This is a genomic window from Pseudomonas sp. NFACC41-3 (genome assembly GCF_900109505.1).
GTDB classification, from domain to species: Bacteria; Pseudomonadota; Gammaproteobacteria; order Pseudomonadales; family Pseudomonadaceae; genus Aquipseudomonas; species Aquipseudomonas chlororaphis.
Genome location: NZ_FOAE01000008.1, coordinates 1 through 15,699, shown reverse-complemented (window position 1 = coordinate 15,699; position 15,699 = coordinate 1). Strand labels below are relative to the sequence as shown.

Annotated in this window: 12 protein-coding genes, 1 tRNA gene and 1 pseudogene; all 14 read right to left on the bottom strand. The window is 55.9% G+C overall.

Translation table 11 applies throughout. The features are described 5' to 3' along the window. The coding region (locus BMY68_RS29455; RefSeq protein WP_239694144.1) for a GTP-binding protein at positions 1–227 on the bottom strand (227 nt) is incomplete at its 3' end. A gap of 30 nt (positions 228–257) precedes the next feature. Continuing rightward, positions 258–2,387 (bottom strand): elongation factor G, encoded by a 2,130-nt coding sequence (gene fusA, locus BMY68_RS29450; RefSeq protein WP_007925960.1) that lies wholly within the window; start codon positions 2,385–2,387, stop codon positions 258–260. Positions 2,388–2,417: 30 nt separating this feature from the next. Further along, positions 2,418–2,888 carry a 30S ribosomal protein S7 gene (rpsG, locus tag BMY68_RS29445; RefSeq protein ID WP_007925959.1) on the bottom strand — a complete coding sequence of 157 codons (471 nt, stop codon included), beginning with the start codon at positions 2,886–2,888 and terminating at the stop codon, positions 2,418–2,420. 110 nt (positions 2,889–2,998) lie between these two features. Beyond that, entirely contained in the window at positions 2,999–3,370 is a 372-nt protein-coding gene (gene rpsL / locus BMY68_RS29440; RefSeq protein ID WP_003186084.1) for a 30S ribosomal protein S12, read from the bottom strand. Positions 3,371–3,570: 200 nt separating this feature from the next. After that, a complete protein-coding gene (gene rpoC, locus BMY68_RS29435) occupies positions 3,571–7,770 on the bottom strand; it encodes a DNA-directed RNA polymerase subunit beta' (protein ID WP_007925958.1) in 4,200 nt (1,399 codons plus the stop codon). A gap of 64 nt (positions 7,771–7,834) precedes the next feature. Continuing rightward, on the bottom strand, positions 7,835–11,908 hold the full coding sequence (gene rpoB, locus BMY68_RS29430) for a DNA-directed RNA polymerase subunit beta (RefSeq protein ID WP_085534442.1): 4,074 nt from the start codon (positions 11,906–11,908) through the stop codon (positions 7,835–7,837). A gap of 219 nt (positions 11,909–12,127) precedes the next feature. Beyond that, a complete protein-coding gene (rplL, locus tag BMY68_RS29425; protein WP_007925956.1) occupies positions 12,128–12,493 on the bottom strand; it encodes a 50S ribosomal protein L7/L12 in 366 nt (121 codons plus the stop codon). An 80-nt stretch (positions 12,494–12,573) separates the two neighbouring features. Continuing rightward, positions 12,574–13,074, bottom strand: a complete 501-nt coding sequence (rplJ, locus tag BMY68_RS29420) for a 50S ribosomal protein L10 (RefSeq protein ID WP_007925954.1) — start codon at positions 13,072–13,074, stop codon at positions 12,574–12,576. A 198-nt stretch (positions 13,075–13,272) separates the two neighbouring features. After that, a complete protein-coding gene (gene rplA / locus BMY68_RS29415; protein ID WP_007925952.1) occupies positions 13,273–13,968 on the bottom strand; it encodes a 50S ribosomal protein L1 in 696 nt (231 codons plus the stop codon). After that, positions 13,968–14,399: a 50S ribosomal protein L11 gene (gene rplK, locus BMY68_RS29410; RefSeq protein WP_003176435.1), complete on the bottom strand. Its 432-nt coding sequence runs from the start codon at positions 14,397–14,399 to the stop codon at positions 13,968–13,970. The genes rplA and rplK overlap by 1 nt, the downstream gene beginning before the upstream one ends. Before the next feature lie 118 nt (positions 14,400–14,517). Further along, complete coding sequence (gene nusG / locus BMY68_RS29405; RefSeq protein ID WP_002555501.1) at positions 14,518–15,051, bottom strand: transcription termination/antitermination protein NusG; 534 nt, start codon at positions 15,049–15,051, stop codon at positions 14,518–14,520. A gap of 9 nt (positions 15,052–15,060) precedes the next feature. Then, positions 15,061–15,429, bottom strand: a complete 369-nt coding sequence (gene secE, locus BMY68_RS29400) for a preprotein translocase subunit SecE (protein WP_085534440.1) — start codon at positions 15,427–15,429, stop codon at positions 15,061–15,063. Between the two features lie 45 nt (positions 15,430–15,474). Further along, positions 15,475–15,550: transfer RNA gene (locus BMY68_RS29395), tRNA-Trp, on the bottom strand. Between the two features lie 54 nt (positions 15,551–15,604). Further along, a pseudogene (locus tag BMY68_RS29390) lies at positions 15,605–15,699 on the bottom strand (elongation factor Tu); the annotation flags it as partial.

Genomic DNA, 15,699 nt, shown 5'->3' with positions numbered 1-15,699 from the left:
TGACGAATGTTCGAGTCGTACTCTACGTGCGCGGTGTTGATGGTGATACCACGAGCCTTTTCTTCCGGGGCGCTGTCGATCTTGTCGAAGTCAACGCGAGCCGAACCGAAAACCTCGGAGCAAACACGAGTCAGTGCAGCGGTCAGAGTGGTTTTACCGTGGTCAACGTGACCGATGGTGCCAACGTTGACGTGCGGTTTGTTACGTTCAAATTTTTCTTTAGCCACGACAGTGAACCTCTTGCCTAAAGGGCTGGATTAGCCTTGTTTTTTAACGAGTGCTTCGACGATATTCGACGGAGCTTCGGCGTACTTGGAGAACTCCATGGAGTAGCTCGCGCGACCCTGGGACATGGAACGAACGTCGGTCGCATAACCGAACATTTCACCCAGCGGCACTTCAGCACGGATAACCTTGCCAGAGACCGAGTCTTCCATACCCTGGATCAGACCACGACGACGGTTCAGGTCACCCATCACGTCACCCATGTAGTCCTCAGGGGTTACTACTTCAACCTTCATGATCGGCTCAAGAACTACGCCCTTGCCCTTCTCACGCAGCTGCTTGGTCGCCATGGAGGCCGCTACCTTAAACGCCATCTCGTTAGAGTCGACGTCGTGGTAAGAACCATCAAACACGGTAGCCTTCAGGCCGATCAGCGGATAGCCGGCGACAACGCCGTTCTTCATCTGCTCTTCGATACCCTTCTGGATTGCCGGGATGTATTCCTTCGGAACCACACCACCAACGACCTCGTTGGCAAACACCAGACCTTCAGTGATATTGCCTTTTTCGTCGACGTCTGCCGGAGCAAAACGGATCCAGCAATGACCGAACTGGCCACGACCGCCGGATTGACGAACGAACTTACCTTCAACTTCACAGCCGACGGTGATCTTCTCGCGGTAGGAAACCTGCGGCTTACCGATGTTGGCTTCGACGTTGAACTCGCGCTTCATGCGGTCAACGAGGATGTCCAGGTGAAGCTCACCCATACCCGAGATGATGGTCTGACCAGTTTCTTCGTCAGTCTTGACGCGGAACGACGGGTCTTCCTGAGCCAGCTTGCCCAGTGCAATACCCATCTTCTCCTGATCTTGCTTGGTTTTCGGCTCAACGGCCACCGAAATCACCGGCTCAGGGAAGTCCATACGCTCGAGGATAACCGGGCTGGCGGCATCACACAGGGTGTCACCGGTGGTGACGTCCTTCATGCCGATCAGCGCAGCGATGTCGCCCGCGAGCACTTCCTTGATTTCTTCACGCTGGTTAGCGTGCATCTGCACCATACGACCAACGCGCTCTTTCTTGCCCTTGACCGAGTTGATCACGGAGTCGCCAGACTGCAGCATGCCCGAGTAAACGCGCACGAAAGTCAGGGTGCCCACGAACGGGTCAGTAGCAATCTTGAACGCCAGAGCCGAGAACGGTTCGCTGTCGTCGGCGTGGCGCTCGATTTTCGGAGCGTTTTCGTCGTCGATGTTGTCCGGATGGATACCCTGGATTGCAGGGATCTCGGTCGGAGCAGGCAGGTAGTCGATGACAGCATCGAGAACCAGCGGAACGCCCTTGTTCTTGAACGAGGAACCGCAGACAGCCGGAACGATCTCGCTGGCCAGGGTGCGCGCGCGCAGGCCTGCCTTGATCTCTTCGACAGTCAGCTCACCTTCTTCAAGGTACTTGTTCATCAGCTCTTCGTTGGCTTCGGCGGCAGCTTCAACCATGTTGGAGCGCCACTCGTTAGCCAGGTCCAGCATATCGGCAGGAATTTCTTCCTCGCGATAGGTAGTACCCTTGTCGTCGTCGTTCCAGTAGATAGCCTTCATCTTGATCAGATCGATCTGACCTTCGAAGTTATCTTCTGCACCGATAGCCAGCTGAACTGGAACCGGAGTGTGACCCAGACGGTTTTTGATCTGAGCAACAACACGCAGGAAGTTGGCACCGGCACGGTCCATCTTGTTCACGTAAACAACACGTGGAACACCGTATTTGTTGGCTTGACGCCATACGGTTTCGGACTGAGGCTCAACACCGGAAGTACCGCAGAACACAACGACCGCGCCGTCGAGTACGCGCAGCGAACGCTCTACTTCAATGGTGAAGTCTACGTGGCCCGGGGTATCGATAACGTTTACACGATAGTTATCGTATTGGCCGCGCGAACCTTTCCAGAAGGTAGTTACAGCAGCAGAGGTAATGGTGATACCACGCTCCTGCTCCTGCACCATCCAGTCGGTGGTAGCAGCGCCGTCATGCACCTCACCCATCTTGTGGCTGAGACCTGTGTAGAACAGGATCCGCTCGGTAGTGGTAGTCTTGCCCGCGTCAACGTGGGCACAGATACCGATGTTACGGTAGCGGTTGATTGCTGTAGTACGAGCCATAAAGCCCTCGCAAAATGAATGATGCCGATATTAGAAGCGGTAGTGCGAGAAAGCCTTGTTGGCTTCAGCCATACGGTGTACGTCTTCACGCTTCTTAACTGCAGCACCCTTGCCTTCGGCAGCATCCAGCAGTTCGCCAGCCAAGCGCAGAGCCATAGACTTCTCGCCGCGCTTACGGGCGAAGTCTACCAACCAGCGCATTGCCAGAGCGTTACGACGGGACGGACGAACTTCGACCGGAACCTGGTAAGTAGCACCGCCAACACGGCGCGACTTCACTTCGACCAGCGGAGCGATGGCGTCGAGAGCTTTCTCGAAGATTTCCAGGGGATCGCTGTTCTTGCGTTCTTTAACTTTTTCCAGCGCGCCATAAACGATACGCTCGGCAACGGCTTTCTTGCCGCTTTCCATTACGTGGTTCATGAACTTGGCGAGGATCTGGCTTCCGTATTTCGGATCGTCCAGAATCTCACGTTTGGCTGCTACGCGACGTCTTGGCATGATAAGCCCTCAAACGGTCTTCAGGTTAGCTCGGGACAGTTGATCCAAAGGACTCGTGCCCGACCTTACTCTTATCGACTCAATAAAATAATTAACTGCAAAACGGCCGATTACTTCGGACGCTTGGTACCGTACTTCGAACGACCTTGGTTACGACCTTTAACGCCGGAGGTATCCAGGGAGCCGCGAACGGTGTGGTAACGAACACCTGGCAAGTCTTTTACACGACCGCCGCGGATCAGTACCACGCTGTGCTCTTGCAGGTTGTGGCCTTCACCACCGATGTACGAGGAAACCTCGAAACCGTTGGTCAGACGCACACGGCATACTTTACGCAGTGCCGAGTTAGGTTTTTTCGGCGTAGTGGTATACACGCGAGTGCACACGCCACGACGTTGCGGGCAGTTCTGCAGCGCAGGCACGTCGGATTTCTCGACGATACGCTTACGCGGCTGACGTACCAGCTGGTTGATAGTTGCCATCTACTAGCTCCACTGTTGTCTTTCGACATAAACAAAATGGCAGGGCGCAAGCCCCACCAAATTTAGGGGTACAAGAGTCTAAAGAGGATCTTGTCCCCAGTCAAGGCAAGGCCCCGGCCTCCCCTATCAGCGAACCCCGACAAAATCGTCTTGATTCGTGAGCGGAAAAGCCGGGGCCCTATCTCAATCTACTGCAGACCTCAGTTACCGCTGGAGTTCAGCGCTTCGGTCAGTGCAGCTTCAACTTCACTTGCGCTTACGCGCAGAGGCTTGTCTGCATCACGGCGACGCTTACGCTCACTGTGATAGGCCAGGCCAGTACCAGCCGGGATCAGGCGACCCACGACCACGTTTTCTTTCAGGCCGCGCAGGTAATCGCGCTTGCCGGTTACCGCCGCTTCGGTCAGTACGCGAGTGGTCTCTTGGAAAGAGGCCGCCGAGATGAACGATTCGGTCGACAGCGACGCCTTGGTGATACCCAGCAGAACGCGGGTGAACTTGGCGACAAACTTGTCTTCGGTGTTCAGACGCTCGTTCTCTACCAGTACGTGAGTCAGTTCCATCTGGTCGCCCTTGATGAAGCTGGAATCGCCGGATTCAGCGATCTCAACCTTACGCAGCATCTGACGCAGAATGGTCTCGATGTGCTTGTCGTTGATCTTCACGCCCTGCAGGCGGTAAACGTCCTGGATCTCGTTCACGATGTACTTGGCCAGCGCACTCACACCCAGCAGACGCAGGATGTCGTGTGGATCGCTTGGACCGTCGGAGATAACTTCGCCGCGGTTTACCTGTTCGCCTTCGAAGACGTTCAGGTGACGCCACTTCGGAATCAGCTCTTCGTACGGATCGCTACCGTCGTTCGGGGTAATGACCAGACGGCGCTTGCCCTTGGTCTCTTTACCGAACGCGATGGTGCCGCTGACTTCAGCCAGAATCGATGCTTCTTTCGGACGACGAGCTTCGAACAAGTCGGCAACACGCGGCAGACCACCGGTGATGTCGCGGGTCTTCGAAGTTTCTTGCGGGATACGAGCGATAACATCACCGATCGCGATCTTCGCGCCGTCCGCTACACCGACCAGGGCGTTGGCTGGCAGGAAGTACTGAGCAATTACGTCAGTGCCTGGCAGCAACAGATCCTTGCCGTTGTCGTCGACCATCTTCACGGCAGGACGGATGTCTTTACCAGCAGCTGGACGATCTTTCGCATCAAGTACTTCAATGTTGGTCATACCGGTCAATTCGTCAGTCTGACGCTTGATCGTGATGCCTTCTTCCATGCCCACGTAGGTCACGGTACCTTTCATTTCGGTAACGATCGGGTGAGTGTGCGGATCCCACTTGGCCACGATAGAGCCAGCGTCGACCTTGTCACCCTCTTTAACCGAAATCACAGCACCGTAAGGCAGCTTGTAACGCTCACGCTCACGACCGAAGTCGTCAGCGATCGCCAGCTCGCCGGAGCGGGACACAGCAACCAGGTGACCATCCACTCGCTCAACGTGCTTCAGGTTGTGCAGACGGACGGTACCGCCATTCTTCACCTGAACGCTGTCGGCCGCGGAGGTCCGGCTTGCCGCACCACCGATGTGGAACGTACGCATCGTCAGCTGGGTACCCGGCTCACCGATGGACTGAGCAGCGATAACGCCGACAGCTTCACCGATGTTCACCTGGTGACCACGAGCCAAGTCGCGGCCGTAGCACTTGGCGCAAATGCCGTAGCGGGTTTCGCAGCTGATCGGCGAACGCACGATCACTTCGTCGATGCTGTTCAGCTCGATGAACTCGACCCACTTCTCGTCGACCAGAGTGCCGGCAGGAACGATGACGTCCTCGGTACCTGGCTTGAATACGTCACGGGCAATAACACGACCCAACACGCGCTCACCCAACGGCTCTACAACGTCACCGCCTTCAATGTGCGGAGTCATTACCAGGCCATGCTCGGTGCCACAGTCGATCTCGGTTACAACCAGATCCTGCGCCACGTCTACCAGACGACGAGTCAGGTAACCGGAGTTCGCAGTTTTCAACGCGGTATCCGCCAGACCTTTACGAGCACCGTGAGTCGAGATGAAGTACTGGAGTACGCTCAGACCTTCACGGAAGTTCGCAGTAATCGGCGTTTCGATGATGGAACCGTCCGGCTTGGCCATCAGACCACGCATACCGGCCAGCTGACGAATCTGTGCTGCGGAACCCCGCGCACCCGAGTCGGCCATCATGTACATCGAGTTGAAGGATTCTTGCTCGACTTCGTCGCCATGACGGTCGATGACTTTCTCTTTCGAGAGGTTGGCCATCATCGCCTTGGATACTTCGTCGTTCGCTTTCGACCAAAGGTCGATCACTTTGTTGTACTTCTCGCCCTGGGTTACCAGGCCGGAGGCGTACTGGCTCTCGATCTCTTTCACTTCGTCGGTGGCAGCACCGATGATGCGGGCTTTTTCATCCGGGATAACGAAGTCGTTAACACCGATGGAAACGCCGGAAATGGTCGAGTAGGCAAAACCGGTGTACATCAACTGGTCAGCGAAGATCACAGTCTCTTTCAGACCAACCACGCGATAGCACTGGTTGATCAGCTTGGAGATCGCCTTTTTCTTCATCGGCAGGTTGACGACGTCGTACGACAGACCTTTTGGCACAACCTGGAACAACAGCGCACGGCCGACAGTGGTGTCGACGATACGAGTGTTGGTCACGCTGCCGCCATCACGGTCATTGACGGTTTCGGTGATCCGCACCTTGACCTTGGCATGCAGCGCGGCTTCGCCGGCACGGAATACACGGTCAACTTCCTGCAGATCCGCGAACACACGACCTTCGCCCTTGGCGTTGATCGCTTCACGAGTCATGTAGTACAGACCCAATACAACGTCCTGCGACGGAACGATGATTGGCTCGCCGTTGGCTGGCGACAGGATGTTGTTGGTCGACATCATCAACGCACGCGCTTCCAGCTGGGCTTCCAGTGTCAGCGGTACGTGCACGGCCATTTGGTCGCCGTCGAAGTCGGCGTTGTACGCAGCACAGACCAGAGGGTGCAGCTGGATAGCCTTACCTTCGATCAGTACTGGCTCAAACGCCTGGATACCCAGACGGTGAAGGGTCGGTGCACGGTTGAGGAGCACTGGGTGTTCGCGAATCACTTCGGCGAGAACGTCCCAGACCTCTGGCAGCTCGCGCTCGACCATTTTCTTCGCGGCTTTGATGGTGGTGGCCAGGCCACGCATTTCCAATTTGCCGAAAATGAACGGCTTGAACAGCTCGAGAGCCATTTTCTTAGGCAGACCGCACTGGTGCAGACGCAGGGTCGGACCTACGGTAATTACCGAACGACCGGAGTAGTCAACACGCTTACCGAGCAAGTTCTGACGGAAACGACCTTGCTTACCCTTGATCATGTCGGCCAGGGATTTCAGAGGACGCTTGTTGGAACCGGTGATAGCGCGGCCACGACGACCGTTGTCGAGCAGTGCGTCGACGGCTTCCTGCAACATACGCTTTTCGTTGCGCACGATGATGTCCGGAGCGGACAGATCCAGCAGGCGCTTCAAACGGTTGTTACGGTTGATCACTCGACGATACAGATCGTTGAGGTCGGAAGTCGCGAAACGACCGCCATCCAGCGGGACCAGCGGACGCAGATCTGGCGGCAGAACCGGCAGAACGGTCAGCACCATCCACTCTGGCAGGTTGCCGGAACCCTGGAAGGCTTCCATCAACTTCAGACGCTTGGACAGCTTCTTGATCTTGGTTTCCGAGTTGGTTTGCGGAATCTCTTCGCGCAGACGGCCAATCTCGTGCTCCAGGTCGATAGCGTGCAGCAGCTCGCGGACAGCCTCGGCACCCATGCGGGCATCGAAGTCGTCACCGAACTCTTCCAGCGCTTCGAAGTACTGCTCGTCGTTCAGCAGCTGGCCTTTTTCCAGGGTGGTCATGCCTGGATCGATAACGACATAGCTCTCGAAGTAGAGAACGCGCTCGATATCACGCAGGGTCATGTCCATCAGCAGGCCGATACGGGACGGCAGCGATTTCAGGAACCAGATATGGGCAACCGGCGAAGCCAGTTCGATGTGCGCCATACGCTCACGACGAACCTTGGCCAGTGCAACTTCAACGCCGCACTTCTCGCAGATCACGCCACGATGCTTCAAGCGCTTGTACTTACCGCACAGGCACTCGTAATCCTTTACCGGGCCAAAGATCTTGGCGCAGAACAGGCCGTCACGCTCAGGCTTGAACGTACGGTAGTTGATGGTTTCCGGCTTTTTAACTTCACCGAACGACCACGAACGGATCATCTCAGGCGAGGCCAATCCGATACGGATGGCGTCGAACTCTTCGACTTGACCCTGGTTTTTCAGCAAATTCAGTAGGTCTTTCAAGGCCTTTCCTCCTGGCGGAGCAGAGAGCGGGCAATCCTGCCCCGCTCTCGATTCGCGTCACGTGTTATTCGGTTTCCAGATCGATATCGATGCCGAGGGAACGAATTTCTTTGATCAACACGTTGAAGGACTCGGGCATGCCCGGCTCCATACGGTGATCGCCGTCCACGATGTTTTTGTACATCTTGGTCCGGCCGTTCACATCGTCCGACTTCACTGTGAGCATTTCTTGCAGAGTGTATGCGGCACCGTATGCTTCCAGTGCCCAGACCTCCATCTCCCCGAAACGCTGACCACCGAACTGCGCCTTACCACCCAGCGGCTGCTGGGTAACCAGGCTGTACGAACCGGTAGAACGAGCGTGCATCTTGTCGTCTACCAAGTGGTTCAGCTTCAGCATGTACATGTAGCCAACAGTAACCGGGCGCTCGAACTTGTTGCCGGTACGGCCGTCGGTCAGCTGCATCTGGCCGCTTTCTGGCAGGTCCGCCAGTTTCAGCATGGCCTTGATTTCGCTTTCCTTGGCACCGTCGAACACCGGAGTGGCCATCGGCACGCCGCCGCGCAGGTTCTTCGCCAGATCCAGGATTTCCTGATCGGAGAAGCTATCCAGATCTTCGTTACGACCGCCGATCTGGTTGTAGATCTCGTCCAGGAACTTACGCAGTTCCGCGACCTTGCGCTGCTCTTCGACCATGCGGTTGATCTTCTCGCCCAAACCTTTGGCCGCGAGGCCCAGGTGGGTTTCGAGAATCTGACCAACGTTCATACGCGAAGGTACGCCCAACGGGTTGAGGACGACGTCGACCGGGGTGCCATTGGCATCGTGCGGCATGTCTTCAACCGGCATGATCACGGAGACCACACCCTTGTTACCGTGACGACCGGCCATCTTGTCGCCCGGCTGGATGCGGCGGCGGATTGCCAGGTAAACCTTGACGATTTTCAGCACGCCTGGAGCCAGGTCATCGCCCTGCTGCAGTTTGCGCTTCTTGTCTTCGAACTTGTCGTCCAGCAGACGGCGGCGATCAACGATGTAGGCCTGAGCCTTCTCGAGCTGCTCGTTCAGAGCATCTTCAGCCATGCGCAGCTTGAACCACTGACCATGCTCAAGACCGTCGAGTACTTCGTCGGTGATTTCCTGACCTTTCTTCAGACCGGCGCCGCCTTCGGCTTTGTGGCCGACCAGAGCGGAACGCAGACGTTCGAAAGTGGCGCCTTCAACGATACGGAACTCTTCGTTCAGATCCTTACGGATCTCGTCGAGCTGGCTCTTCTCGATCGACAAGGCACGAGCGTCACGCTCCACGCCGTCGCGAGTGAAGACCTGTACGTCGATGACAGTACCCTTGGTACCGGTAGGTACACGCAGGGAAGTGTCTTTAACGTCGCTGGCTTTTTCACCGAAGATTGCACGCAGCAGTTTCTCTTCCGGAGTCAGCTGGGTCTCGCCTTTCGGAGTGACCTTACCGACCAGGATGTCGCCTGCGCCAACTTCAGCACCCACATAAACGATACCGGCTTCGTCCAGCTTGTTCAGTGCAGCCTCGCCCACGTTCGGGATGTCTGCAGTGATTTCCTCTGGGCCAAGCTTGGTGTCACGGGCCACACAGGTCAGTTCCTGGATGTGGATCGTGGTGAAGCGGTCTTCCTGAACCACACGCTCGGACAGGCAGATGGAGTCTTCGAAGTTGAAGCCGTTCCATGCCATGAACGCGATGCGCATGTTCTGACCCAGAGCCAGCTCACCCATGTCGGTGGACGGACCGTCGGCCATGATGTCGCTACGCTGAACCCGATCGCCCTTGCTCACCAGCGGACGCTGGTTGATGCAGGTGTTCTGGTTGGAGCGGGTGTATTTGGTCAGGTTGTAGATGTCGACACCGGCTTCGCCTGGTTCAACTTCGTCATCCGCAACACGAACCACGATACGGCTGGCGTCAACCGAGTCGATCACGCCGCCACGACGAGCCACGACGCAAACGCCGGAGTCACGGGCAACGTTACGCTCCATGCCGGTACCTACCAGCGGCTTGTCGGCACGCAGGGTTGGTACAGCCTGACGCTGCATGTTCGAACCCATCAACGCACGGTTGGCGTCGTCGTGCTCGAGGAACGGAATCAGCGACGCTGCAACCGAAACTACCTGCTTCGGCGAAACGTCCATCAAGGTGACGTCTTCTGGCGCCTTGACGGTGAATTCGTTCAAGTGACGAACAGCTACCAGCTCATCGATCAGCTGACCTTTGTCGTTCATGGTCGCCGAAGCCTGGGCGATCACGTGATCGGCCTCTTCGATAGCGGACAGGAACACGATCTCGTCGGTCACCAGACCTTCTTTCACCACGCGGTACGGGCTCTCGAGGAAGCCGTACTGGTTGGTGCGAGCATAGGCAGCCAAGGAGTTGATCAGACCGATGTTCGGACCTTCCGGCGTTTCAATCGGGCATACACGACCATAGTGAGTCGGGTGTACGTCACGAACTTCGAAGCCTGCGCGCTCACGGGTCAGACCGCCCGGGCCGAGTGCGGAGACACGACGCTTGTGGGTGATCTCGGACAGCGGGTTGTTCTGGTCCATGAACTGGGACAGCTGGCTGGAACCGAAGAACTCTTTCACCGCCGCAGCCACAGGCTTGGCATTGATCAGGTCTTGCGGCATCAGGCCTTCGCTTTCAGCCATCGACAGACGCTCTTTGACCGCACGCTCAACACGTACCAGGCCAACGCGGAACTGGTTCTCGGCCATTTCGCCTACGCAGCGAACACGACGGTTACCCAGGTGGTCGATGTCATCGACGATGCCTTTGCCGTTACGGATGTCGACCAGAGTCTTCAGAACAGCAACGATGTCTTCCTTGCACAACACGCCCGAACCTTCGATCTCGATACGACCGATACGACGGTTGAACTTCATCCGGCCGACCGCAGACAGGTCATAGCGCTCAGGACTGAAGAACAGGTTGTTGAACAGGGTCTCGGCCGCATCCTTGGTTGGAGGCTCGCCAGGACGCATCATGCGATAGATCTCGACCAACGCTTCCAGCTGGTTGGTGGTGGAGTCGATCTTCAGAGTGTCGGAAACGAACGGACCGCAATCGATATCGTTGGTGTACAACGTTTCGATACGCACGACCTGAGCCTTGGCGATCTTCGCCAGGATCTCGGTGTTCAGCTCGGTGTTGCACTCTGCCAGGATTTCGCCGGTGGCCGGATGCACGATGACCTTGGCGGTAGTACGACCCAGGACGTAGTCCAGAGGCACTTCCAGCTCTTTGATCCCGGCTTTTTCCAGCTGGTTGATGTGACGAGCGGTGATACGACGACCCTGCTCGACAATAACCTTGCCTTTGTCATCCTGAATATCGAGGACTGCAATTTCACCGCGCAGGCGCTGAGGCACCAGCTCCAGGCTCAGGCTTTCGCCGCGCACATGGAATACGTTGGTGGTGTAGAAAGCATCCAGCACTTCTTCAGTGGTGTAGCCCAGCGCGCGCAGCAGTACCGATGCAGGCAGCTTGCGACGACGGTCGATACGCACGAACACGCAGTCTTTCGGGTCGAACTCGAAGTCCAACCAGGAACCGCGGTAAGGAATGATACGTGCGGAGTACAGCAGCTTACCGGAGCTGTGCGTCTTGCCACGGTCGTGGTCGAAGAATACGCCAGGGGAACGGTGCAGCTGGGAAACGATTACACGCTCGGTACCGTTGATTACGAAGGTACCGTTCTCAGTCATCAGGGGGATTTCACCCATGTAGACTTCTTGCTCTTTGATGTCCTTGATCGCTTTGTTCGACGATTCTTTGTCGAAAATGATCAGACGAACTTTTACCCGCAAAGGTACGGCGTAAGTTACACCGCGCAGCACGCATTCTTTGACATCAAATGCCGGTTCGCCCAGGCGATAACCGACATACTCCAACGCAGCATTGCCGGAGTAGCTGATGATCGGGAAAACGGATTTGAAGGCCGCATGCAGGCCCACGTCGCGGAACTGATCTTTAGTCGCTCCCGCTTGCAAGAATTCACGATACGAATCCAGCTGGATGGCCAGGAGGTACGGCACATCCATGACGTCCGGCAACTTGCTAAAGTCCTTGCGGATACGTTTTTTCTCAGTATATGAGTAAGCCATCAGCGTTCCCCAGCTTGGTCACCTGCTTATTTGGCCCCTCCCGACGGGAGCAGCCAGAAAATCGTGCAAACCCTTTGGTTTGCGCCACCGCACAGGGTGGTTACAGCACGTTAAAGGCACCGACCCAGTCGGCTGCCAATAACGGAAAAAGGCCGGTGGCAAGAGCCACCAGCCATCAGCCTCAGCTTAACGCTTGGGCTGGAGACACAAAGTCGATGCTTACTTCAGCTCGACTTTAGCGCCTGCTTCTTCCAGAGCTGCTTTGGCTTTGTCAGCGGCTTCTTTAGCAACGCCTTCCAGAACCATGGCAGGAGCGCCGTCAACTACAGCCTTGGCTTCTTTCAGGCCCAGACCGGTCAGTTCACGTACAGCCTTGATCACGTTAACTTTCTTCTCGCCAGCTTCAGTCAGCATGACGTTGAATTCAGTTTGCTCTTCAACAACAGCGGCAGCAGCAGCTGGACCAGCAGCGGCAACAGCAGCGGTAACGCCGAAGGTTTCTTCCATTGCTTTGATCAGCTCAACAACTTCCAGAACGGTTTTCTGGCCGATTGCTTCGATGATTTGCTCGTTAGTCAGAGACATGACTATAAATTCCTGTATTGGGGTGACAGCCTACGCAGCCATCAAATTAAACATATGATTTTGAAAGGGCTTGCAGTGCCTTAGGCAGCAGCAGCTTCTTTCTGGTCGCGAATGGCCGCCAGAGTACGAGCCAGCTTGCTGGTAGCGCCTTGGATCACGCTCATCAGCTTCGCAATAGCTTCGTCGCGAGTTGGCAGCGAAGCCAACACGTCGATCTCGTTTGCTGCGAGGTACTTGCCCTCGAACGCAGCTGCCTTGATCTCGAACTTTTCCTGACCCTTTGCGAACTCTTTGAAAATACGAGCAGCAGCGCCCGGATGTTCCTTGGAGAATGCAATCAGGGTCGGGCCGACGAACGCGTCGTTGAGCACGTCATATTGAGTGCCTTCAACAGCGCGCTTGAGCAGGGTGTTACGTACGACACGTACATACACGCCAGCTTCGCGGGCCTCTTTACGGAGTCCGGTCATAGCGCCTACTGTCACACCACGGGCATCAGCCACGACAGCGGACAGAGCGCCTTTGGCAGCCTCGTTGACTTCAGCGACGATGGCCTTCTTGTCTTCGAGTTTAATTGCCACGGGTTTAACTCCTGCTTGTTACCGTTTCATCCAACCGAGGCCGGATGTCGTTTTGGTGTCTGATTCGGTAAGGAACCGGGAGCACCATCTGCGTAGGCTTGTGGTTTAAGACTTGCGTCGCCTACGGTCTTGGATAGCCCCCGCCAGGCAGGGACCCCAATCTTTCAATTGACGCAATCTCTTGCGTCAATCTGTGTCTTATACGTCCAGCGAACCTTGGTCGATGACCAGACCTGGGCCCATAGTGGTGCTCAGGGTAACGCGCTTGACGTAGATACCTTTCGAGGAAGCTGGCTTGATACGCTTCAGATCAGCGATCAGGGCTTCAACGTTTTCCTTCAGCTTGACGGCGTCGAAGCCGACCTTGCCAACGGAAGTGTGGATAATGCCGTTTTTGTCGGTGCGATAACGAACCTGACCGGCCTTGGCGTTTTTAACAGCGCCAGCTACGTCTGGAGTTACGGTACCAACCTTAGGGTTAGGCATCAGACCGCGTGGGCCGAGGATCTGGCCCAGCTGACCTACAACGCGCATTGCATCCGGGGAAGCAATAACTACGTCATAGTTCAGATCGCCGCCTTTCATTTCGGCAGCCAGGTCATCCATACCTACGCGATCAGCGCCAGCAGCCAGGGCAGCTTCAGCGGCTGGGCCTTGGGTGAACACAGCTACACGTACAGTCTTGCCAGTGCCGTGTGGCAGCACGGTAGCGCTGCGAACAACCTGGTCGGATTTACGTGGGTCAACACCCAAGTTTACAGCGACGTCAACAGACTCGCTGAACTTGACGGTCGACAGCTCGGTCAGGAGAGCAGCTGCGTCTACGAAGCTGTAGGCCTTGCCCGCTTCAATCTTGCCGGCGATAGCCTTTTGGCGCTTGGTCAGCTTAGCCATTACACACCCTCCACGTTAAGGCCCATGCTACGAGCAGAACCGGCGATAGTACGCACGGCTGCATCCATATCAGCTGCAGTCAGATCCGCGTTTTTGGTTTTCGCGATTTCTTCCAGCTGAGCACGGGTAACGGTGCCAACCTTAACGGTGTTCGGACGAGCGGAACCGCTGGTCAGGCCAGCAGCTTTCTTCAGCAGAACCGAAGCAGGGGTGCTCTTAGTTTCGAAAGTGAAGCTGCGGTCACTGTAAACAGTGATGATCACAGGAGTCGGCAGACCCGGCTCAAGACCCTGGGTACGGGCGTTGAAGGCCTTGCAGAATTCCATGATGTTCACGCCGTGCTGACCCAGAGCTGGACCGACGGGTGGGCTTGGGTTGGCCTGTGCGGCCTTCACTTGCAGCTTGATGTAAGCAGTAATCTTCTTAGCCATGAGGCACTCCAATTACGGGTTCAAACGCCTGGAAAGGCTCCCCGGTTACTTGCGCGTTTATCCCAGTGACGACAAAACCCCACAGCCTTGGGCTGCGGGGTATGGGATTCTCGTTCAGTTATGCCTTTTCGACCTGACTGAACTCTAGCTCTACCGGAGTAGAGCGACCGAAAATGAGCACAGCCACTTGGATCCGGCTCTTTTCGTAGTTAACTTCTTCGACAGTGCCGTTAAAATCAGCGAACGGACCATCGGTAACACGGACAACCTCACCCGGCTCGAACAGAGTCTTAGGCTTGGGCTTGTCACTACCATCAGCAACACGCCGCAGAATGGCTTCTGCCTCTTTGTCCGTGATTGGCGCAGGCTTGTCGGCAGTACCACCGATAAAACCCATCACCCGAGGAGTATCCTTGACCAAGTGCCAAGTACCCTCATTCATATCCATCTGAACCAGCACATAACCTGGGAAGAATTTGCGCTCGCTTTTGCGTTTCTGGCCATTACGCATCTCAACCACTTCTTCAGTGGGAACCAGAATTTCACCAAAGCCATCTTCCATGCCAGCCAGCTTTACGCGCTCGATCAACGAACGCATTACATGCTTCTCGTAACCCGAGTAAGCATGCACAACGTACCAACGCTTAGCCACGGGACACCCTTAGCCAACAATCAAGGAAACGAGCCAGCCGAGCAGGGAGTCAAGCCCCCACAACAGCAACGCCATAACCAGAACAACAGCCACTACGATCAACGTGGTCTGCGTGGTTTCTTGGCGAGTTGGCCATACGACTTTACGAATCTCGGTGCGAGCTTCCTTAACCAGTACAAAGAAAGACTTGCCCTTGGCAGTCTGCAGGCCTACAAAGGCAGCTACAGCAGCGATAGCAAGCAAAGCGAGTACACGGTACAGGATCGGCGAAGCAGAGTAATACTGATTACCGACAACGCCAACAACCACCAAAGCAACTACTACAAGCCACTTGAGCAGATCGAAGCGAGAGCCTTGAGCTTCAGCTTTAGGAGCCATCTATGAAGATCCTGTGAAAAGAAAGCCAGATACACCAAGTGAATCTGGCAGGTCAGGAGGGAATCGAACCCCCAACCTACGGTTTTGGAGACCGTCGCTCTGCCAATTGAGCTACTGACCTAAAAACAAAATCAGGCCGACCATTATGCCGGCCCGATGGAGATATATCAAGAACTTACTCGATGACTTTGGCTACGACGCCAGCGCCGACGGTACGACCGCCTTCACGGATAGCGAAACGCAGACCATCTTCCATCGCGATGGTTTTGA